At 60.4% G+C, this 19,363-nt stretch carries 23 protein-coding genes; 4 read left to right on the forward strand and 19 right to left on the reverse strand.

The features are described 5' to 3' along the window. Window positions 1–318: 318 nt before the first annotated feature. The 16 genes from F3H95_RS21355 to F3H95_RS21425 form a co-directional block, all read right to left on the reverse strand. A complete protein-coding gene (locus F3H95_RS21355; RefSeq protein WP_149747488.1) occupies window positions 319–855 on the reverse strand; it encodes an ImmA/IrrE family metallo-endopeptidase in 537 nt (178 codons plus the stop codon). Next, complete coding sequence (locus F3H95_RS21360; RefSeq protein ID WP_149747489.1) at window positions 848–1,210, reverse strand: XRE family transcriptional regulator; 363 nt, start codon at window positions 1,208–1,210, stop codon at window positions 848–850. The genes F3H95_RS21355 and F3H95_RS21360 overlap by 8 nt, the downstream gene beginning before the upstream one ends. A gap of 327 nt (window positions 1,211–1,537) precedes the next feature. Further along, window positions 1,538–2,026: a tyrosine-type recombinase/integrase gene (locus F3H95_RS27705; protein WP_348530075.1), complete on the reverse strand. Its 489-nt coding sequence runs from the start codon at window positions 2,024–2,026 to the stop codon at window positions 1,538–1,540. Window positions 2,027–2,127: 101 nt separating this feature from the next. Beyond that, window positions 2,128–2,664: a hypothetical protein gene (locus F3H95_RS27710; protein ID WP_348530076.1), complete on the reverse strand. Its 537-nt coding sequence runs from the start codon at window positions 2,662–2,664 to the stop codon at window positions 2,128–2,130. Window positions 2,665–2,728: 64 nt separating this feature from the next. Next, window positions 2,729–3,334 carry a hypothetical protein gene (locus F3H95_RS21370; RefSeq protein WP_149747490.1) on the reverse strand — a complete coding sequence of 202 codons (606 nt, stop codon included), beginning with the start codon at window positions 3,332–3,334 and terminating at the stop codon, window positions 2,729–2,731. Further along, window positions 3,331–3,555: a hypothetical protein gene (locus F3H95_RS21375; RefSeq protein ID WP_149747491.1), complete on the reverse strand. Its 225-nt coding sequence runs from the start codon at window positions 3,553–3,555 to the stop codon at window positions 3,331–3,333. Before F3H95_RS21375 ends, F3H95_RS21370 begins: the two co-directional genes overlap by 4 nt. Before the next feature lie 116 nt (window positions 3,556–3,671). Beyond that, entirely contained in the window at window positions 3,672–5,390 is a 1,719-nt protein-coding gene (locus F3H95_RS21380; protein WP_149747492.1) for a phage major capsid protein, read from the reverse strand. After that, window positions 5,387–6,010 (reverse strand): hypothetical protein, encoded by a 624-nt coding sequence (locus F3H95_RS21385; protein WP_149747493.1) that lies wholly within the window; start codon window positions 6,008–6,010, stop codon window positions 5,387–5,389. The genes F3H95_RS21380 and F3H95_RS21385 overlap by 4 nt, the downstream gene beginning before the upstream one ends. 36 nt (window positions 6,011–6,046) lie before the next feature. Further along, window positions 6,047–6,511 (reverse strand): hypothetical protein, encoded by a 465-nt coding sequence (locus F3H95_RS21390; protein WP_149747494.1) that lies wholly within the window; start codon window positions 6,509–6,511, stop codon window positions 6,047–6,049. Between the two features lie 820 nt (window positions 6,512–7,331). Continuing rightward, window positions 7,332–7,904, reverse strand: coding sequence for a hypothetical protein (locus tag F3H95_RS21395; RefSeq protein WP_149747495.1), 573 nt, complete (start codon window positions 7,902–7,904; stop codon window positions 7,332–7,334). Continuing rightward, window positions 7,867–8,841, reverse strand: coding sequence for a hypothetical protein (locus F3H95_RS21400; RefSeq protein WP_149747496.1), 975 nt, complete (start codon window positions 8,839–8,841; stop codon window positions 7,867–7,869). Before F3H95_RS21400 ends, F3H95_RS21395 begins: the two co-directional genes overlap by 38 nt. Continuing rightward, window positions 8,838–9,173 (reverse strand): hypothetical protein, encoded by a 336-nt coding sequence (locus F3H95_RS21405; protein ID WP_149747497.1) that lies wholly within the window; start codon window positions 9,171–9,173, stop codon window positions 8,838–8,840. The genes F3H95_RS21400 and F3H95_RS21405 overlap by 4 nt, the downstream gene beginning before the upstream one ends. A 2-nt stretch (window positions 9,174–9,175) precedes the next feature. Continuing rightward, on the reverse strand, window positions 9,176–9,397 hold the full coding sequence (locus F3H95_RS21410) for a hypothetical protein (protein ID WP_149747498.1): 222 nt from the start codon (window positions 9,395–9,397) through the stop codon (window positions 9,176–9,178). Window positions 9,398–9,541: 144 nt separating this feature from the next. Beyond that, entirely contained in the window at window positions 9,542–9,943 is a 402-nt protein-coding gene (locus F3H95_RS21415) for a DUF2177 family protein (RefSeq protein ID WP_143126652.1), read from the reverse strand. A 335-nt stretch (window positions 9,944–10,278) separates the two neighbouring features. Beyond that, entirely contained in the window at window positions 10,279–10,962 is a 684-nt protein-coding gene (locus F3H95_RS21420) for a ChrR family anti-sigma-E factor (protein ID WP_149747499.1), read from the reverse strand. Beyond that, complete coding sequence (locus F3H95_RS21425) at window positions 10,959–11,729, reverse strand: sigma-70 family RNA polymerase sigma factor (RefSeq protein WP_342782397.1); 771 nt, start codon at window positions 11,727–11,729, stop codon at window positions 10,959–10,961. The genes F3H95_RS21420 and F3H95_RS21425 overlap by 4 nt, the downstream gene beginning before the upstream one ends. Before the next feature lie 23 nt (window positions 11,730–11,752). Here F3H95_RS21425 and F3H95_RS21430 point away from each other — a divergent pair, with 23 nt between their 5' ends. The 3 genes from F3H95_RS21430 to F3H95_RS21440 are packed head-to-tail and all read left to right on the forward strand — an operon-like array spanning window position 11,753 to window position 15,110. Beyond that, on the forward strand, window positions 11,753–13,096 hold the full coding sequence (locus F3H95_RS21430; RefSeq protein ID WP_149747500.1) for an FAD-dependent oxidoreductase: 1,344 nt from the start codon (window positions 11,753–11,755) through the stop codon (window positions 13,094–13,096). Beyond that, a complete protein-coding gene (locus F3H95_RS21435) occupies window positions 13,093–13,893 on the forward strand; it encodes a DUF1365 family protein (protein ID WP_149747501.1) in 801 nt (266 codons plus the stop codon). The genes F3H95_RS21430 and F3H95_RS21435 overlap by 4 nt, the downstream gene beginning before the upstream one ends. Next, complete coding sequence (locus F3H95_RS21440; RefSeq protein ID WP_143126614.1) at window positions 13,890–15,110, forward strand: cyclopropane-fatty-acyl-phospholipid synthase family protein; 1,221 nt, start codon at window positions 13,890–13,892, stop codon at window positions 15,108–15,110. The genes F3H95_RS21435 and F3H95_RS21440 overlap by 4 nt, the downstream gene beginning before the upstream one ends. A 63-nt stretch (window positions 15,111–15,173) precedes the next feature. Here the strand turns inward: F3H95_RS21440 and F3H95_RS21445 are convergent, their stop codons facing one another. Beyond that, window positions 15,174–15,947, reverse strand: a complete 774-nt coding sequence (locus tag F3H95_RS21445) for an SDR family NAD(P)-dependent oxidoreductase (protein WP_149747502.1) — start codon at window positions 15,945–15,947, stop codon at window positions 15,174–15,176. Window positions 15,948–16,146: 199 nt separating this feature from the next. On the opposite strand from F3H95_RS21445, the gene F3H95_RS21450 reads away from it, so the two are divergent. Further along, window positions 16,147–17,094 carry a nucleoside hydrolase gene (locus F3H95_RS21450; RefSeq protein ID WP_149747503.1) on the forward strand — a complete coding sequence of 316 codons (948 nt, stop codon included), beginning with the start codon at window positions 16,147–16,149 and terminating at the stop codon, window positions 17,092–17,094. A 63-nt stretch (window positions 17,095–17,157) separates the two neighbouring features. Here the strand turns inward: F3H95_RS21450 and F3H95_RS21455 are convergent, their stop codons facing one another. Together F3H95_RS21455 and F3H95_RS21460 are read right to left on the reverse strand one after the other, a co-directional pair. Continuing rightward, a complete protein-coding gene (locus F3H95_RS21455) occupies window positions 17,158–18,084 on the reverse strand; it encodes a pseudouridine-5'-phosphate glycosidase (RefSeq protein WP_149747504.1) in 927 nt (308 codons plus the stop codon). Between the two features lie 2 nt (window positions 18,085–18,086). Then, window positions 18,087–19,205 carry a carbohydrate kinase gene (locus F3H95_RS21460; RefSeq protein ID WP_143126610.1) on the reverse strand — a complete coding sequence of 373 codons (1,119 nt, stop codon included), beginning with the start codon at window positions 19,203–19,205 and terminating at the stop codon, window positions 18,087–18,089. Window positions 19,206–19,363: the final 158 nt, after the last annotated feature.

Below are 19,363 nucleotides of genomic sequence, written 5' to 3' on the forward strand. Positions count from 1 at the left end.
TTAAACCGGAACAAGAATCGGCCATGCCTTCAGACCAAAAGCACGCGCCCAAAGGACCTTACCGGTCTTCGAGCACTTCCGCGACGGGCGGAAGATGTACTTGTAGCCTGGTGGTGCCACGTACCTCGTTGAGGACATTTGCGACTCCCTAAGGGGCGCTGTTTACCTTGACACAAGGTTTGGCCGGTATTATCTGAAGCTGCGAACCAACAGATATTTCGACCGCCTTGCATCACGGCTTCCGTTCGGCTAGCCCCTTTGCAAGCCCGATACGGAAAATCTTGGAAAAGGAGATTTGGCTGCAACCAAGTCTCCTTTTCACATTATTCCCTTCCTTGACAAAAATTTGATGCGGTTGCGGGCGGCTTCTTCAGACACACCGTGATCGGTTGCGATCTTTTCCGAAGAAGTGCCCGGAAAAATTAGCTTTCGTGGCATCAACAACTCCGCCGCAAACTGGTTAGCTTGAGGCTCGCTTTTTCGATAGATAGCCACACCGTCACCTCTAGTACTTCGCGCGAGGGGAATACCAGTGTGAAGGAAAAAGTGTCCCATCTCATGCGCAATAGTGAAGCGGGCGCGCCCGTCTCCGGCAATCGCATCTTGGTAAACATCCTCGCGAATTTGAATGAACTCGCCGTTAGGATCGGTGAGCCCTTCAGCCCCTTCCATCTCAGCAAAGTCTCCCACTTCAAAACGCACCAAGTTCATACGGTAATCAAGAACACGTTCGAGAACATCGACAACCGGTACATAGGGCTGGTTTTCGAGGCCTATAGCCGACCTCACACTTTCAGCAACAGCATGTATGTCATCCCAAGATCTAGGTGGGACCACAAAATCAGTACTACTCATTCCACTTTGCTCCTCTTTCAAGAATCTCTTTGATCTCTCTCAGGTCCTCATCGGACAGCGAATTCATTCGACGAGCCATAAGACCAGCTGTGTCCCTCCCAAGGGCATTGCTAGGCTCAAGAACGAATGCTTTTCTCGAAGCGTCTGCCGCGCGGCGAAGCTTTTCCGCTGTGTCCGAAAAAAGCCCGTAAGCTTTGATCACTAAGTCCTCAAATCCGCTGGGCGGAGCCTTTTTACCGGTTTCCACTGACGATATAAAAGCGGCGGAACGATCCAGCTTCTTGGCCATATCCATCAGATTTTCGTCTTGATCGATGCGAAGTTTCCGCAGTTCCTTTCCAAGTTCGGTTGCCATGTTAGCTACTCCTTAGAGCGCGCAGGATGGAGTTCAGGGTGGCGCTCAGTCCTTATATAACCGTCGGCGAAAATTCCGCAATACCTTTGTTCGTTTTTTTCACTAGCAGGTTAAAAATTTTAACCGTGAGGCCAGACCAAAATGCATGCAGTTTGGAGGTGACAGCACAAGGAAGGTAGATGAGACGCTCGGGGGCGGGACACGCCATGGCGCCGCTCACACCCGCCTACTGCAGCAAGTGCAGCTAGGCACATACTCAACAACCCTTTCTTTGCCAGGAAAAGCGAGCGGGCAGACCGCGTCGGCAAAATTGCTAGATGCCAACGATCACACCGAACCTGCCCTACAATCAGCATCCACCAACTGCGGCAGCCACCGCCACCCCGCATATTTGTCTGCCCCTGCCCGGATGTGTGCATAACGCTGCAAGCTGGTCCACGAACGGTGTCTGAACACCGTTGCTACAACAGGGATGGTCAAGCCCTGCTCAAACAGCAGGATGACGCCTTCGTGCCGCAGGTCATGGAAATGCAGATCGACGATGCCCAGCAGCTTGCAAGCCCGCTTGAAGGCGGCGCTGATGGCGTCGCCTTGAAACGGGAGGATCCTCTCATCCTGACGCGGCATCGCCTCGATCACGGCCATGGCCGGCGGCGGCAGATCGCACCAGACATGGTTCCCCTTATTCTGGCTCGGGTTCTTCATGTCGCGCACGAGCACCCGGCTGTCTTTCGGATGGTAATAGGCCCAGGTGATGCGGGTAATCTCTTCCTGCCGGCGCGTGGAAAAGAGCGCGAAGAGGATGACCTGATGCATGGGTATAGCCTGAGGAAGATGCTTTGCACGCACGGCAAAATGTGAAGGCAGGGCGTCCAGTTCCTCCAGTGAGGGACGGCGATCGCGCCGATCGCTGGCCCTCACAACACCCATGCGCTTATTGACGGTGAAAGCATCCTGAAAGGCGTTGCAATCCAGCGGATAGCCCCACATCGGCCGCGCGACGGCGAACACCGAGCCGAGGTGGAAAGGTAGTGCCCAACGGTCTGAGGCTTTCGCGGCCGAGCCTCGCGACCGTCTGGAACCCACCCCTCGAGAAGATCCTCTGCAAACGCGCAGATCTCGACCGAGGTGATCTTCTCGCACCGCATGAGCGACAACGGGTGCTTGCGGATCGTTTCCAGCACCTGCGCCTTGCTGCGGCCGACGCCCCTGCGTTCCGTTTGCAGATATTTCTCGATCACATCATCCACCGTAACACCGGGCGCGTGCAGTGCTTCCAGCGCGCCGGGCTCCGCCAGTTCCGTTTTCCTCTTCTTCAGCCAGGCAGATGCAACCCCATACCGCGCGAAAGTCTGCGCCTCGGAATGGACGATCCGCCCCTCGCGTCTAACCCGGATCTGCGCCGTATATGATTTTGCGTCGTTGCGGCGCATGGGTTCGTTGATCGAACCCATGATGACAAGACCTCAGTCTTAAATTTCCGGAACGGCGCGAGAATCCCTACCTTCAATTGACAGACTAAACTGACGCGCATGCGCTGCAATCCGCTCCTGCCAACGTTGTCCTGCCGGTCGGCACAGGCAGATAACCGAACTCAATGACGCCGGCCGAATAGGTCTCGATAACGGCTGGCCCGACCTGAGTGACGTTGATCCAGCCGCCGCACGTCTTGTTCCCCTTCGTCTGGTGCGCCATCAGATCCGCCAGTCCGGAGACAGGATCTTTCGAAAACGTCTCGAACACATCGGCCGGGACAGTTGGCGTGACAAGCGCATAGGGGATATCGAGAACCCGGCCGCCAGAGTTGACGCTGGACACCATGAAGGCGGCCGGCTTGTCTTCATCATACCCCACCACAAAGATTTCCGCCCCACCCAGCCCGAGGCCGGCAAAGCAAAGATCCAGAAATTCGCGCGCGGTGGCGAAATTCGTAGAATTGCGGCAGATCGCAGTTACCGCTTTGCCCAGGGCATCGACCGGGCCACGCGTGGCGACGGCGCATCGCATGTGCGGAATCGGGTGAACCTTCGACACCTCGAAATGATTGCCGTCCAGCGAAGTCGCCCGGGTGTCCGTGATCAGCATGGCATAGCCATCATGCAGCAGCACGTTGACGATAGTCATTTGCGGTTTACTCCTTCGGATACCGAGGTGGTCACGACGGCAGAGGCCAGCACGCCGCCGAGGGTGGCGGCGGTTGCACTCCACCCCAAAGTGGTGGAGAAAAATCCGGTGAAAATCGGTGTGAAAATCGGGTCATAACTCGCGGAAGCCGAACAACCGTCCATTTCCCTTACGCGCCGGAAAATCTCTTCGCTCGGCATGTTTTCATAGTGCATGCGCATTGCGTGGCTCCTTGGCTTTTCAACTTGCCAAACCGCCGGAGCTTGTCGGCAAGCTCCGGCGGTCCGCCTGGCGCGGGCAACCTTGCGGCCACCCGTCATACTCGCTGACCGTCTCTTCAGCGAGATTGGAGGGTGACAAATGCCGATCGCGCATTGCCGCCGTGGTAGGGCGTAACCGGGCTGACGAAGGCCGGTTGTCCATCAATCCTGAGTACGAAGCGCCAGACAACTTCATCATTCATGAAGCGCACATGCACCGAAAGTGCGGGTGTGGTGCCTCCGTCGATGATGATGTACCGGGACAGATCCGCCAGGACGATGTCTCCCTTGGCGCCAAGCGGCGGGCACTGTTCAACGGCGATCACCGGCCGCCCTTTCAGGAGGGGATACTCATTGCCAGCCGAACTTCCGGCCGGCATGTAGAGAGCTTGCGCCGCGGGAGACGCAACTGCCCCAGCGCCGACCACATCGATCATCGCTTCCAGTTTGGTCTCTGCATCCTCATTGACGAGCCAGACGGCCCGCTTTCTGCTGGAGGCGGGCAACCGCGACCACATTTTCCGAACATTCTCGGCAACGATGGTTCCCGATGCCTGCCCGGCTTCCTTTTCGACCACAACGGTTCCCGGCGCATTCACAATGCCGAGCGGATCACCAGCGCCGGAGCCGGACAGAACCGACAGATCCAGCTTGAATGCAGCTTCCGCCGCGAAGCCGCGCCGGATATGAGCCTCCAGCATGGGGACATCTTCGTGCAGTTCCGTGGTGCCTCGAACCAGGCAAATAAGCTTCTTCGTCGAAAACTCGATCTGGCGGAACCGGGGGAGTGACGAACTTACTTGATCCGCCTCAGCCGCCCAATAGGACTGGAGACCGCCCCAGCGCGATCCATCTGCCCGACTGGTTTCATCAATGCCCGGCATCTTGACGCTTGCGAGAGGCCCACCAGTGGGACGACGATCGCAACGGCTGGCGATTTCGCTCTCCTCATAGAGACTGCCGATCAGTTCCTGCACGAAGTTGGTCTGCACCAGAAATCCACCGAATGCACCCTCGCCTTCGTTCAGGCCAGAGGGAGCTCGCACCAGGCGCGGATCGGCGCTTTCCGGTCGCATGGCTGCATTGCGGATGGCTACCAGCTGGCTGCCCAACGTGGGGAACCGGACAGCTCCTGCGGGGTCCAAGGCGGCGCTTGCGTAAGCGATTGGCGCGCCGGCCGCGCGGCGCACTGTCGCGAGAGTTTCACGCGTCATGGGGATGTCCTTTCGTTCAAGAGCGTGTTCCGCCCAGTGCCGCACCGGATTGGTATCGATGCCCGCGGACCTTGCCGCGACTAACGCAGTCGGGAGTGCCGGGACGGGCACCTGAGAAATTTCCATCAGGTCGACCGTCTCAAAATCAACGCCGCCTGGCCGATCACGATCATTGGCAAGCCGCCAATTGATCGGGTTCCAGCTGACCGATGTGGCACTCAGATAGCCTTCCTTGACCATCCGGAAGATTGTTTCAGCCAGCGGGTTCAAGTCCGCGGTCGCATATTCGACCGTCCCGGCCAGCACGCCGCCAGTTTCACCGATCTCGACAACCCTGCCGATCGGAGGCTGCTGCGCATCGTGAGCCCAGAGGAAAACAGGATTCCGGAGAAAATTGGCGAGCCGCCAGGCTCCACTGAGAATGCGGTGATTGTCGCGAGCGACGGCATCGTCCGAGAACCGATAACGGATGAGGCGGCCGTTGTCGTTGGAAAGGAGAGCGCTACCGCGAGAGCGGATGCAGGCGCCTGCAGGCAAAACACCTTCACGCACCAGGATGGAGGCTTCGTAGGCCTTGCTCATGATTTTACCGCCGGCAGTTCGTTACGGATTTTCTGCAGACGCTCCGGAACCTTCGATTGATCGGCTTCAAGTTTCATTCGCTCAGCCGCATCCATTGCCTCGCGAATTGCCGAGACGCGGGCGTTGACGGATGGTGCATTGGTTTCCCACCGGCGGTTTGTACGACCGGTGACCGGATGGCGCTCGATCACTTCCGGTCCGATCCGGACCATCCTGTGCGCGTCATACAGGGCATCGCGCATCTCGGAAATGAACAGATCAATGCTCGGATCACAAGTTTCGAGCAGGTGACGATTGTGTTCGTTGAATGCGAAATCCAATTCATTTTTCCGCACCATGTTACGTCGAAACGCCTCGCCGTAGGCAACCTTCGCATCATGCAGCGCTTTTTCGGCAGATTGAACGGCTACAAACTTTTTCGCGAGAGCGGCGTCCATCTCGGGGAATTCCTTCTCCCGAATTGCATCGACACGATCGCGCATTTCGACGGCGAGCTTCCTCGCTTCGGCAATGCGCTTTACCTTCTCAGCCCGTGCCGCCTGAACCACACTGGAGCCATGCAACAGCGACAGCGTTTCAGCTGCATCAGGGATATCGGGGAATTTTTCAACCTTGGTCATGATTGCCCTCACGTCTTCATCACTGATGATGTGGGATTAATCCGGACACGAAAACCGCATTTTGTTGCGCCCGTTTCGCTTGTAAATGCAATCACTTGTCAAAATCATCCCAAGACGCCTGTCGGAAAGAGGAGGCGCGCCATCGCTCAATGTGTAGATCTCGAACAGAAGCGCATCCCGCGTCCCCAGGTAATCGACGGGGACAGAAGATCGATGTTGATCAAAGCGCCAGCGACCTGCCTCGTACATGCGGCACAGTCTCCGAACTTCATCCCGACGCTGGCGCTCTGCGCCGATCGTGTGCTCGGCGTAAAGGGTGCGCAGCGCTTGATCCCGGCGTTCGACACTTGGGGGAAGCTTGGCGATCATCAACAGCAACCAAGTGGATAGCCACTCACCATCACCGTTGGCCGGCATCGCCAATGGGGAGGCCAAAGCGATCCGAATGAGACGCTCTCGATCGACCTCCGTGATTTCGATTTCAGGAATACGCTTAGCCATCTGCGGTCACCCCGTGAGCCGGGCCGAACGGCGCTCAAGCTTCTTCGCCAGGATCCCACGTTTGCGGCAGTCTTCGCCACAGTAGGCCGGAACTCTGCCCGCCGTTGCATCTGCAGCCTGAAACGGTTGATGACACACTCGACAGATCAGGTCTTCAGACCGTGCCGACTTCGCATCTCGTTGCCGGCGCCATGCCCTTTGCTGATCGGCTATCGCCAGTTGCCTGCATTCATCGCAGCAGTAGCGCGCCGGCCGCCCCCCTTTGCCGGTCGGAACAAACGACGCACCGCAGCGCTGACAGATAGAATTCGGCTCTTCGAGACCCGGTATCGTCAGTTGGGAATAATTCGACTGGATTTCGCATTTGCGGGACATCTGGAAACTCAACTATTTGTATTTGTTTCATTTTTTGCCCACTTGCATTTTGATTGCCGCTCATTTGGCGGTCCACCGGGGAAAAATCCCGCTCCTAAGAAAAAACTGTCTGGATGAGACCCGTGCGGTTACACCCCCTCATCCAGACAGCGGAATTAAACCCCCTACCCCCCAGGCTCTCGCCCGGTAAGGTCAGGCAGATCAAGCGACCAACTATCCGCCGGCACGATCTCAATCTGCCGATATGCGCCATCCCGCCGGACAGCGACCACGCGCGCACCGCTCCAGCCCCTACGCTCTGCCTCAACCGTCAGGGCGCGCAGCACCTCAGCCACCACTGGCGCATCGTCCGCGCTTCCGAGCGGTAGCCTTCCGCCATAGGTGATCGAGCAATCATTCACCGCAGTTACTCCAGCGATGTCACCGGCTTGATCTCCGGACTGCATCAATCCGCACCTCCGCAATCCGACCCCGGGTGACGACTTTCCTGCACATCCACCAATGTTGGATCTCCAATAGGATCCGTCCCCGCAATTCTTTGGACACCCTCCACGAAGCGGTTCTGCGCCAGCATCCGGCCACCTATGTGCTGATCTTCGGTTGGTTGATGAACCCGCAGTTCAGAAGTCGCACGCCTCACCAACGCCCGCACTCGCGCTTTCTCAGCCTCGGTCTTTTGTGGCGCTTGTCGCATATGCCGCAGATCAACGAGCGCCCTACGCGTCTCCTCCAATCGACGCAGGTCATTCCGCATAGCCAGCTGCCGCTCACGCACCAAAGCTGCCAGTTCGGGTGGATTGGGCAGGAAGGTGAGATGCCTGTCATACTCGCCGCGCATGAGCCGCAACGTAACCGCCTCAAGGGCGAGAACCGAAAGTCCACTCAGGGCAGCGCCATAAGCCAGATGGGCGACATCAATCCGCACCGAGCCCGGAAGCGACAACCCCATCTCAAGCAACTGCCGCATGCAGCGTCCCAAGTCAGCGTCCTCGACCAGGCGAGAAAGGTCCCGGTTCATGCCGGTAATCCTCGCGTCCAAGGTCGAGATCGGGTCCAATGCTGCGGCTGTCGTGGAAATCTCCGTGTTCACTGCGGCCTCCGTTGGCAAGGCTTCCGAAAATAGCTTTTGCCTGCTCCTGGCGTTCCTGAAACGCCCCCAGGCGAGGTGCCGCGTTGGGAGGAGATCGTTGCGAACCACCACGGGGTACGGAAGCGGGCATGTCGTTCCACCGCTCTTGGTTCAACCAGGTGGACGGATTGCACCATGCCCGGTCGTCAGTCTTGACGACGTAGGTCTTCAAGCCGTTCATGATCACGTCGAGAGAGGCAGCCTTCCGTGCTTTGACGAAGCTTCTGAACGCCACCGGCTTGCCCACCTTGTTCGGATAGACAGGCCAGAATTCTTGATCGAACTCACGTCGATAATCGTGACCATGCGCCGATGAACGCTGTTCCGAGCGAAGGGAGGAACTGCTTTCTTCTTCTCTTTCCTCCCCTCCCTCTTCCATCCTCCATCCTCCATCCTCCATCTGCGAGGACTTTTCCCCACCAGTTCCGAACTGGTGCGGAACTGGTGCCTCCTGGTCATCGTCAGAGTAAGGATTGCTTCCGTCAGCGCCGGTAAATTCAAGCCATTCATCCGGCAGCATTCCCGAACTGTTGGGCTTTTTCGGCCTCTGATACTTCCGAAAGTTCCGGATCACGCCCGGTTTCTTGGGATGCGTTTCAATGCGAGCAATGAAGCCGACTGAGCATAGCTCTTGAAGCAATGCATTCACGTCAACATTGTCTACGGGAAAGATACGAGCCTTGAGCGTCAGCGGCTTCCATTCGAAGACACCATCATCAAAGGCCTCAGTCCAAAGCCCGATCAGAAATAGCCTCGCGAGGGCAGAGACTGACATGAAGTCTTCATCGGTCCAGATGCTCGGGTGAACGCTTCGAATGCGGCTCATTCGGCACCCCCTGCTTTTCGACGCGCGTTCTTAACGATGGAAGCCCATAAAACACCCGCCACCAGTTCCCGATCTGTCAGCTTGAACCGGCAACCAAGAGCGGGAAAGATCGGACTTTCAGCATCATGCCAGTTCGCCAAAAACCATTTTGCAACGAGATCGAGACCAAACAAGTTTGCGAGGTGATCGGCCTCCGGATCGGGTTTGCCGGTGCTTGTGTTGCAATCGCCAACGACGGCGCCGGCAACACGCTTTGTCACCTCTTTAGGGCTGGCTGTCAGGTTGAGCGCCTTGTGGGCGAACAAGGTAGCATTCTCGTCAAGCAGCGCCATTTTTACGCCCCTGCATGAGAAAGAGCGTGCGCCTTTTTGGCGGCCTCAATAGCTTCAAGGTTGCTGAGAGCGAAGCGCTCCTTCAAGGCCGGAATGACAGGGCGCGATATGGTTTCTCTATGCTGATGAAGCCAAAGCGCAGCCGCCTGAATTCGGTTAGGAATTGCCCCAAATTCCCCAGCAATTTCAACAGCGTCAGCATCCGGGTTAGTCGCTTTAGCCAATTGATTTTTCTGGCTAACCGTACAACCTCTCTGTCCGCCATGCCTTTACGAAGGCTTTTGAGTTTACACGCTATTTTCGTTGCACTTGGGAAAACATCGCCAGTCTCGATCTATCGATGCCAGGGGATGCTTTGATGGCTCTGATTACCCGAGGATTTTCTCCGTGATCCAGACGCCGGCGGTCGCGGCGGTCGCGGTGAGGGCTGTGCCCCAGGCGAGGTCCACGAGACTCATGGCAAGCGGCCAGTTCTTCAGCGTGGCGAGGTTTGTGATGTCGTAGGTGCCATAGGCGATCAAGCCGAGGATCGCGCCGGACAGTGCGGCCTGGCGAAGACCGCCGCCTGCAAGATTGGGGCCGACGGCGAAATAGACGATGCCGGCGACATAGACGAGGTAGAACAGGCCTGCCGCGACGAAGTCCGGCCGTTCGCGCATCATGTCGCCGAGCTGGTTGCGGTAAAAGCCGGTCGCCACATGGCCGAGCCAGAGAAAATCAAGCCCGAAAAACACAAGCGCGGTCGCGCCATAGGCAAGCGCATAGGTCAGCATGGCCTTGTTCTCCGTAAGATGCCGCAGCGCGGCGCGTGATAACAACGCACTCAGTCCCTTCGGTCGAAACCGGGACATGTGCAGCGCGGCAGAGGACACTTTTCGCAAGACGGATAGACCAGCTGAACGCCTCTGACACCCGTCAGTTCCAGAGAGGACCAATGTCGCGTCGACATCCCACGGTTGGCGCTCGGGCAGATCAACAACGGACCATCGCACTCGTGAAAGCCTGCCGAGGCGTTGCCTCCGAAACATACATGCGGGACGATCTGTCTCGCTGTTTTCCAGCAAGTACAGGCATGAAGTCGGAACACGCTTTCGCTGGACTTGCCCTAGATCTTCAGCACCGGCTGGATGAGACGCACGATCCAGCTGGAGAATTTCAGCGGCGCCTCGGTCACGGCGAGGCAGATGCAGTCCTCATCGTCCGTGGCGGTCGGCGTATGCAAGAGATCGCCATCGGCTTCCTCAAGATCGCCGCGGGCAAACAGGTCATTGCCATCGCGAAAGCTGCCGCTCAGCACCAGCGTCAGTTCGCGCCCCTCATGCGTGTGTTCGGGCACCGGCCGGCCGGCAGGGATTTTCAGGAGACGCACCTGGGTTTCCGGATCGCCGGTCTCGATGCGGATCTGATAGGCACCGCGCCCAAGCGCGCGCCATTTCAGCGTCTCCACATCGCCGCCGAGATAAGAACGCAGCGGCTCGGGAATCACGCCGGCCGACCGCGCCGGCTTCGGCGCCGCAGCGACAGGCGGCTTTTCCGCGACGGCTGTGACCGCACCGGGTTCGCAGGCAATCCGCGCCTTCATCTTTTCCCAGTCGCTGCCGGTGACGGGCTCGCGAGCAATCAACTTGTCGAAGAGAGCACCGGCAGCGCCCTCCATCGCATCAAGGCGCCGGCGACAGCCCGGGCACAGCGCCAGATGGGTGGCAACCGCAAGGCTCCAGCCTTCCGACAGGTTGCCGGACGCATAATCCATCAGGAGCGCGTCGCTGATATGGTGGTTGATGGTCATCGGCGGCCCTCCAGCGCGGTCCGCAATTTGTCGAAAGCGAGCCGGATGCGCGATTTGACGGTACCCAAGGGAATGCCCATGTCTTCTGCTATCGTCGAATGCGAGGCTTCATCGAAGAAGGCACGCTTGAGAACGTCGAGCTGTTCCGGAGGCAATGATTCCATGGCCTCGCGCAAGAGTTCGGCATCCTGTCGCCCTTCCAGTTCCACATCTGCCGCCGGGGCATTGTCCGCCACGAAAACCGGATCGTTCTCGTCGAAGACAGGCCGCTTGCGGCGGAAGGCATCGATGCGCAGGTTGCGCGCAATGGTAAAAATCCAGGCCGAGACATTGCCACGGGCCGGATCAAACTGGACGGCCTTGTTCCACACGGCCGTCATGGTTTCCTGCATCAGCTCTTCCGCCAGCTGCGCATCGCGCGTCTTCATGGCCATGAAGGAACGCACCCGCGGGCCATAATAACGAAAGATCGTCTCAAACGCCTCAATGCTGCGGTCCTGTCCCACCGCCGTGAGCAGATTGGACAGCTCCATCGGCGAAAGGTCCTGGTCGGCAAACTGTCTGTCAGTCCGTTTCATCTTCAGGCCATGCTTCACACGCGACACCGGACGAGAAGCCGGTCTGGCATCGTTGTGGCACGTCCCTGACGAGATGGAAACAGTTGCGTTCATGGCAGGCTTTACGCCAGCGTCTCCGCAGCAGATCACAGCGCAAAAGAAAAATCGCCGACAATCCGTTTGCCTGCCGCTGGCGTAAAGGCCAAGCATAGGCAAACAACGGACAAGGGCTCATGGTTGCATCTGGGGGAAATAATCGTCGCTTCGCCGTCATCGGCTCCGGCATCAGCGGATTGTCCGCCGCCTGGCTTGCCGCCCGCGGCAACGACGTGGTGCTCTATGAAGCGGCCGACCGACTGGGCGGCCATTCCAATACGGCCATGGTTCCGACGTCCCATGGCGAGATCCCGGTCGATACCGGCTTTATCGTCTTCAACGACCGTAACTATCCCAATCTGGTGGCGCTGTTCGAGCATCTCGGTGTCGGTACGCAGGCCTCCGACATGTCTTTTGCCGCCTCGATCGATGACGGCGCCTTCGAATATTCCGGCACCGGCCTCAAGGGCCTGCTCAGCCAGCGGCTCAACATCGTGCGGCCCCGCTTCTGGCGGATGCTTTCCGATGTGCTGCGCTTCTACCGCGAGGCGGAAAAGCTGCTGGAGCGGCCCGATCTGGAGGCGCTGACACTCGGCGATTATCTGGCGCGCGAGCGCTATTCCAAGGCCTTCATCGAGGATCACCTTTTGCCGATGGGCGCCGCCATCTGGTCGATGACCACCACCGACATGCGCGCCTATCCGTTCGAAAGCTTCGTCCGCTTCTTCGTCCATCACGGTCTGATCCTTCTGAAGGGACGGCCGCAGTGGCGCACCGTCACCGGCGGCAGCCGCGAATACGTGCAAAAGATCGCGGCGGATTTTTCCGGCGAGATCCGCCTGAACAGCAGGGTGGTCTCGGTCGTGCGTACCAAGGCCGGCGTTCTGGTCACCGACAGTCGCGGCCATCAGGACCGTTTCGACGACGTGATCATTGCGGCCCATGCCAACGAAGCGCTTGCCATGCTCGCCGATGCGGACCCGATGGAACGTTCGGTGCTCAGCGCCTTCCGCTACACCGAAAACATCGCCGTGCTGCATTCAGACGAACGCCTGATGCCGAAGCGCAAGGGTGTCTGGTCCAGCTGGAACTATATCGGCGGAAAGCGGGTGGATGACGAGGCGCCGCTCTGCGTGACCTACTGGATGAACCGGCTGCAGGATCTCGATCCCCGCCATCCGCTGTTCGTCACGCTGAATGCCTGCCGAAAGATCGATCCGGACAAGGTCATCGCCACCTATCGATACACGCATCCGCTGTTCGATCAGGCGGCCGCCACCGCGCAGCGTCAGCTCTGGCAGCTGCAGGGCCGCCGCAACACCTGGTTCTGCGGCGCGCATTTCGGCAGCGGCTTTCACGAGGACGGGTTGCAGGCAGGACTTGCGGCGGCGGAAGCGGCCACCGGCCTGCGCCGTCCCTGGCAGGTGGATAACGAATCCGGCCGCATCTTTGCGACACCGCTGCTGGCGGCGGCCGAATGAGCCCCGTTTCCGCCCTCTATGTCGGCACGGTGGTGCATCAGCGCCATCGGCCGAAGCAGCACAGTCTGCGCTACAGCGTGTTTTCCCTGCTGCTCGATCTCGACGAGTTGGACAGCCTTGATCGCGGCCTTCGGCTGTTCGGCCACAACCGCGCCGCCATCTACAGTTTCTGGGACAAGGATCACGGCACGGGCGAGGAAGGCGGCCTGCGGGCCTGGGTGGAAAGCCATCTGCGCGAAGCCGGCCTGCCGACCGTCGACGTGCGCATCCGCATGCTCTGCTATCCCCGCATTTTCGGCTATGTCTTCAATCCCTTGACTGTCTATTTCTGCGAGGATCGCAACGGGAATCTGCTGGCCTTGCTGTATGAGGTCTGCAATACATTCATGGAACGTCATACATACATCATTCCGGCCGGCGGCCAGTCCGAGACGGTTGTGAGGCACTCCTGCGCCAAGGCGATGTATGTGTCGCCCTTCGTGCCGATGGACTGCACTTACGACTTCGATATCCTGCCGCCGGGCGAGCATGTGAAAATCGCGATCAACGAGCGGGACGCGCAAGGCAACCTGTTGTTCGCCAGCTTTGCCGGCCGCCGCCGGTCGCTGTCCGATGCCAGTCTGGCGCGCGCGCTGATCACCTTTCCGCTGATGACCATGAAGGTCATGGCGGGCATCCACTGGGAGGCCCTGCGCCTCTGGCTGAAGGGCGTGCCGATCCATCGGCACCGGCCCGCCGCCAGCCGCATCGCCAGTTCGGTGGAACATCCAGTCGTGAGTGGAGGAACGCAGACATGACGCATGCCGGACACGGAGATCCCATTCTCGTTGCAGACCGCGCACCGCTGTGGGAACGCATGCTGTGCCGCATGCTGGCCCGCACCCGCCACGGCCGCCTGACGGTGGTCTTTCCGAGCGGGCGCGAGCACCATTTCGGCGAGGGCCGGCAGGGTCCGAACGCGACCATTCGCTTCACCCGGCCGCGCGTGCTGCGCCAGATCATCACCCACGGCGGGCTGGGCTTTGCCCGCTCCTACATGGATGGCGACTGGTCGACGCCCGATCTCGGCCAGGTGCTGGATCTTGCGATTGCCAATGAGCAGGACTGGGCAAAGCTTGCCCGTCCAATGGCGGTGATGGCACGGCTCGCGCATTGGCGTCACCGCCTGCGCCGCAATTCCAAGGCCGGCAGCCGCCGCAACATCGCCTTTCACTACGATCTCGGCAATGCCTTCTATCGCCACTGGCTCGACCGCACGATGACCTATTCCTCGGCGATCTACACACACCCGGAGGCAAGCCTCGAAGAGGCGCAGCGGGAAAAATACGGCCGCATCATCCGGGAACTCGGCATCGGGCCGCAGGATCATGTGCTGGAAATCGGCTGCGGCTGGGGCGGCTTCATGGAGCAGGCGATCCGCGAGACCGGATGCCGCGTGACCGGGCTGACGCTTTCCAAGGAGCAGGCGGCCTATGCCCGCCAACGGCTATCGGATGCCGGACTGGCGGACAAGGGCGATATCCGTCTTGAAGACTACCGCGACTGCCGCGGCCAGTTTACCAAGATCGTCTCCATCGAGATGTTCGAGGCAGTCGGCGAGGAACACTGGCCGATCTATTTCGAGCAGGTGCGCGAGCTTCTGGTGCCGGGCGGCGAGGCGATGATCCAGGTCATCACCATCGAGGAAAGCCGCTTCGAACACTATCGCCGCCACGCCGATTTCATCCAGACCTATATCTTTCCGGGCGGCATGCTGCCCACGCTGACGGGTTTTGCGGAGATTGCACGCAAGGCAAGGCTGACGGTCAGCGACTGCTTCCGGTTCGGGCGGGATTACGAGCGCACATTGCTCGCCTGGGACAGGAGCTTCCGCGCCAGCTGGAACCGGATTGCGCCGCTGGGCTTCGACGAACGCTTCTTCCGTACCTGGCACTACTATCTGCATTACTGCGCCGCCGGCTTTCGCACCGGCCGTATTGATGTAGCGCAGTTCAGGCTGAGCAAATCCGCCTGACGAAATCCGGTCGGCAAGGGACGGCAAACGGGGCAGCGGTCCGGCTGCCCCTTTTCCTTTGGCTTACGGCTTGCGCAGCATCCTGCGGGTAACGCGGAAGAACAGTCCGTAAGGCAGCAGAGACAGAAGCTTGATCGCCAAGGCCATCTTCCAGGGAAAGATGATCTCGAAACGATCCTGCTTCAGCCCTGCGACAATCGCATCCGCCGCCTGTTCCGAGGAGATCAGGAAGGGCATTGGAAAGTCGTTTTTTGCCGTCAGCGGCGTTTCGACGAAGCCTGGATTGATGATGCGCAGCCGCACGCCCTCCCGTGCGAGTTCCGGCGCGAGCGACTGGCAGAGATTGTTGAGCGCTGCCTTCGTCGCGCCGTAGAAGCCGCCGCCGGGCAGGCCGACCAGACCGGCGACCGAGGCGATCACCGCGATCTCGCCGCTGCGCCGCGCCACCATGGCCGGGATCACCGCCTCCATGGCCTGTGCAGTGCCGAGTACGTTGAGGTTCATGGTGGTGGCGAGATCGCGGCTGTCGAACTGGCGCACGCTGTCGCGCTTGTAGGTGCCGGCGGAGAACAAAGCGAGGTCGATCGGGCCGTGCTCGGCACGGATCCTGTCTCCCACCGTCAGCGTCGCCTCACGATCGGTGACGTCGAGCGGGTAAGCCAGGACGCGGCCGGGATGCGCGGCGGCAAAGGCTTCCAACATGTCAGCGCTGCGGGCGCTGACGGCGACCCGCCATCCATCGCGCACAAGCCGTTCAGCCACCGCCCGGCCGATGCCGGTGCTGGCACCGGTGATCCAGGCAAGCTTCCCCGTCTCTGATGAGCTGGTTTCGTGCATGCAAGCCTCCGTTTTAACCGATACTACGCCGCACAGGTGGTTTGGTTCTCTTTCGCCGCGCGACACAGGCTCTTTGCCCAGGATGCCGCGAATGGGCGCGCTACCGCCTTCCTCCGGCGGAGACCCGCTTGCCCGGCGCGTCGCGACATGCTTCAACACCGGCGTCCGCAAAAAAACCTTCCAGGATAAAGAGACCGACATGCCCCAGAAGATCATCATCGATACCGATCCCGGCCAGGACGACGCGCTGGCCATCCTGCTTGCCCTGGCAAGCCCGGAGATCGAGGTGCTGGGGATTACGGCGGCGGCCGGCAATGTGCCGGTGACGCTGACCTCGAAGAACATCCGCAAGGTTTGCGAACTGGCCGGCCGCACCGACGTGAAGGTGTTTGCCGGCTGCGAAGGTCCAATGGAAGGCAGCCTGTTCACTGCCGAATACGTGCATGGCGCGACCGGCATGGACGGCGCCGATCTGCCCGATCCCGAGATGCCGCTGCAGGAAATGCATGGCGTCGACTTCATCATCGAGACGCTGATGGCAAACGAGCCGGGCACCGTGACGATCTGCACGCTCGGCCCGATGACCAATCTTGGCACGGCGCTCACCCGCGAGCCGGCGATTGCCGAACGCATCCGGCAGATCGTGCTGATGGGCGGCGGCCTGTTCGAGGGCGGCAACGTGACGCCCGCCGCCGAATTCAACATCTTCGTCGATCCGAAGGCCGCCAGGATCTGCTTCGGCTGCGGTGCGCCGGTCGTCATGATGCCGCTCGACGTGACCCACCAGACGCTGACAACGGCCAAGCGAGTGGCTGCGATCAAGGCCATCGGCACGCCGCTGGCAGACGCCGTGGTCGGCTGGCTGGAATTCTTCGAACGCTTCGACGAGCAGAAATACGGCACCGATGGCGGCCCGCTGCATGATCCGAACGTGATTGCCTACCTGCTGAAGCCGGAGCTTTACGAGGGGCGCCTCTGCAATGTGGAAATCGAAACGGACTCGGTGCTGACCAAGGGCATGACGGTTGCCGACTGGTGGGGCGTGACCGACCGGCCAAAGAATGCCACGTTCATGCGCCACGTCGATGCCGACGGCTTCTACGCGCTCTTGACCGAACGCCTGGCGCGGCTGCCGGCCAAGGGCTGATCCTCAAGATCAAGAAAAGGGGCATTGGCTGCGTGCCGACGCCCCTTTTTGCTGTCATGTCTGTCAGGCGCTCTTCTTCAGCGCCGCATAGGCAACCGCCATGCGGGAGGCGAGAGCGGCATTGTTCTTCACCAGCGCGATGTTGGCCTTCAGGCTTTCGCCCTTCGACAGTTCGTTGATGCGGGCGAGCAGGAAGGGGGTGAGTTCCTTGCGGCCAATGCCCTTTTCATCCGCTTCACGGACAGCGTCGGCAATGGTGCCGTCGATGAAGTCCGGCATCAGGGCGAAGGCTTCCGGAATCGGATTGGCAATCAACAGGCCGGTGCCGGTGCCGAGCCTGTGGTGCAGGTGCATGGCCTGTGCGATCTCTTCCGGCGTATCGAGACGGTGATCGGCCTTGTAGCCGCTCTGGCGGGTGAAGAAGGCCGGGAATTCCTCGGTGCCGTAAGCGATGACCGGCACGCGCTGGGTTTCCAGATATTCCAGCGTCTTGGCGATATCGAGGATGGACTTCACGCCGGCGCAGACGACGGCGGTCTTGGTGCGGCCGAGTTCGGTCAGGTCCGCGGAAATATCGAAGGTCTGTTCGGCGCCGCGATGCACGCCGCCGACGCCGCCCGTCGCAAAGATGTCGATGCCGGCGAGATCGGCGAGCAGCATGGTGGCAGAGACCGTGGTGCCGGCCGAGGCCTTGCGCACCATGGCAACCGCCAGATCGCGGCCGGAGGCCTTCACCACGCCCTTGGCCTGGGCAAGCGCTTCCAGTTCGGCCAGCTCGAGACCGGCGCGCAGCTCGCCATCGATCACGGCGATGGTCGCCGGTACGGCACCGTTCTCGCGCACGACGGCTTCCACCGCGAGCGCCGTTTCCAGATTGGCCGGATAGGGCATGCCGTGGGTGATGATGGTCGATTCGAGCGCCACGACGGGACCACCGGCGGCAAGCGCATCGGCAACCTCACGGCTGAGTTTCGGTTTCAGAAGGGTCATGATCATCCTTTCTCTTCGGCAAGCCGATGGAGGTTTGCCTCCAGGAAGCGGGGCGAAAGCTCCGCATGCACACTGGAAGCCGTTTCTGTGGTCAGCGCGCCAAGCAGCGCGCCCATTCGTGCGGCCCGGGCCGTCTCGTCGCCGGCCAGCAGGCGATGCAGCGTCGCGGCAATCATCGCATCGCCGGCGCCGGTCATGTCGACAGGCTTGGCATGGACGGCGGGCACGTGACACACCGTTTCGCCGGCCGCCACCGCGACGCCGCGGGGTCCCATGGTGACGATGGCCTCCGTGACGCCGAGCCGGGTAAGAGCGGCTGCGGCCTGGAAACTGTCCTCCACGCGCGGTTTCCCCTGCCGGGAAAGCAGCGCGTTTGCCTCGTCGAGATTCATGAACAGCAGGTCGATACCGGTCAGATCCTCCGGCAACCGCACCACTTTCGGCGTCGAGACGGCATCGATCGCCAGCCGGAAGCGGGCACCCTGTCGCCGCATGATGAGATGCTGCAGCGTCACAGCCGGCAGGTTGCAATCGGCAAACACAAGGCTTGCGGAGGCAAGATGCGACCAGGCGCGGTCGATATGGCCGGGCTGGAACAGATCGAAAATGCCCATATCGGCAAGCCCCAGCACCAGATCGCCGGCCGGATCCAGCACGGCCGCATATTCGGCCGTCGGGCGCTCGCGGACGGTGACGACCTGACTGACATCCACGCCGCGTTCCCTCAGATGCGCGAGCATGGCACTGCCGGTCTCATCCTCACCGAGGATGGAAATGAAGCTGACCGGTGTGCCGAGCAGCGCCAGATTTTCCGCCACATTGCGGGCCACGCCGCCAAAGCTCTTGGCGCCATCGACCGGATTGGAGGTTTCGGGAATGATGGCCTGACGGGCGCGATACTTGCGATCGAACACGGCGCCGCCGATGCACACCGCCCGCGAAGGCTCCGGCAGAAGATAGCCGCGGCCGAGGATATAGCCCTTGTTGACGAGCTGCACCACATGCGCCGCAACCGTGGACCGGGCAAGGCCCAGCTGGTCGGCAATCTCCTGCTGGCCGGCAAAGGGATTGTCCCGGATCATCGTCAGGACGGCGTTTTCCTGGGCGCTCAGTTCTTCCATGGAAGCCTCGATCTCTCGTCGGGCAACTTATCGTAACTTTTGTTTTTCATGTCAACATCTGTTTTGTGGATCTTATCCGCGACGTCGGACGTCAGATGCCGCGGTGCAGCAGCGTCCCATCCCCTGCGCCGGAACGGTGGAAGATGATGCAGCGGGCG

Source organism: Rhizobium sp. RU35A, assembly GCF_900156005.1.
Classification (GTDB): domain Bacteria; phylum Pseudomonadota; class Alphaproteobacteria; order Rhizobiales; family Rhizobiaceae; genus Neorhizobium; species Neorhizobium straminoryzae.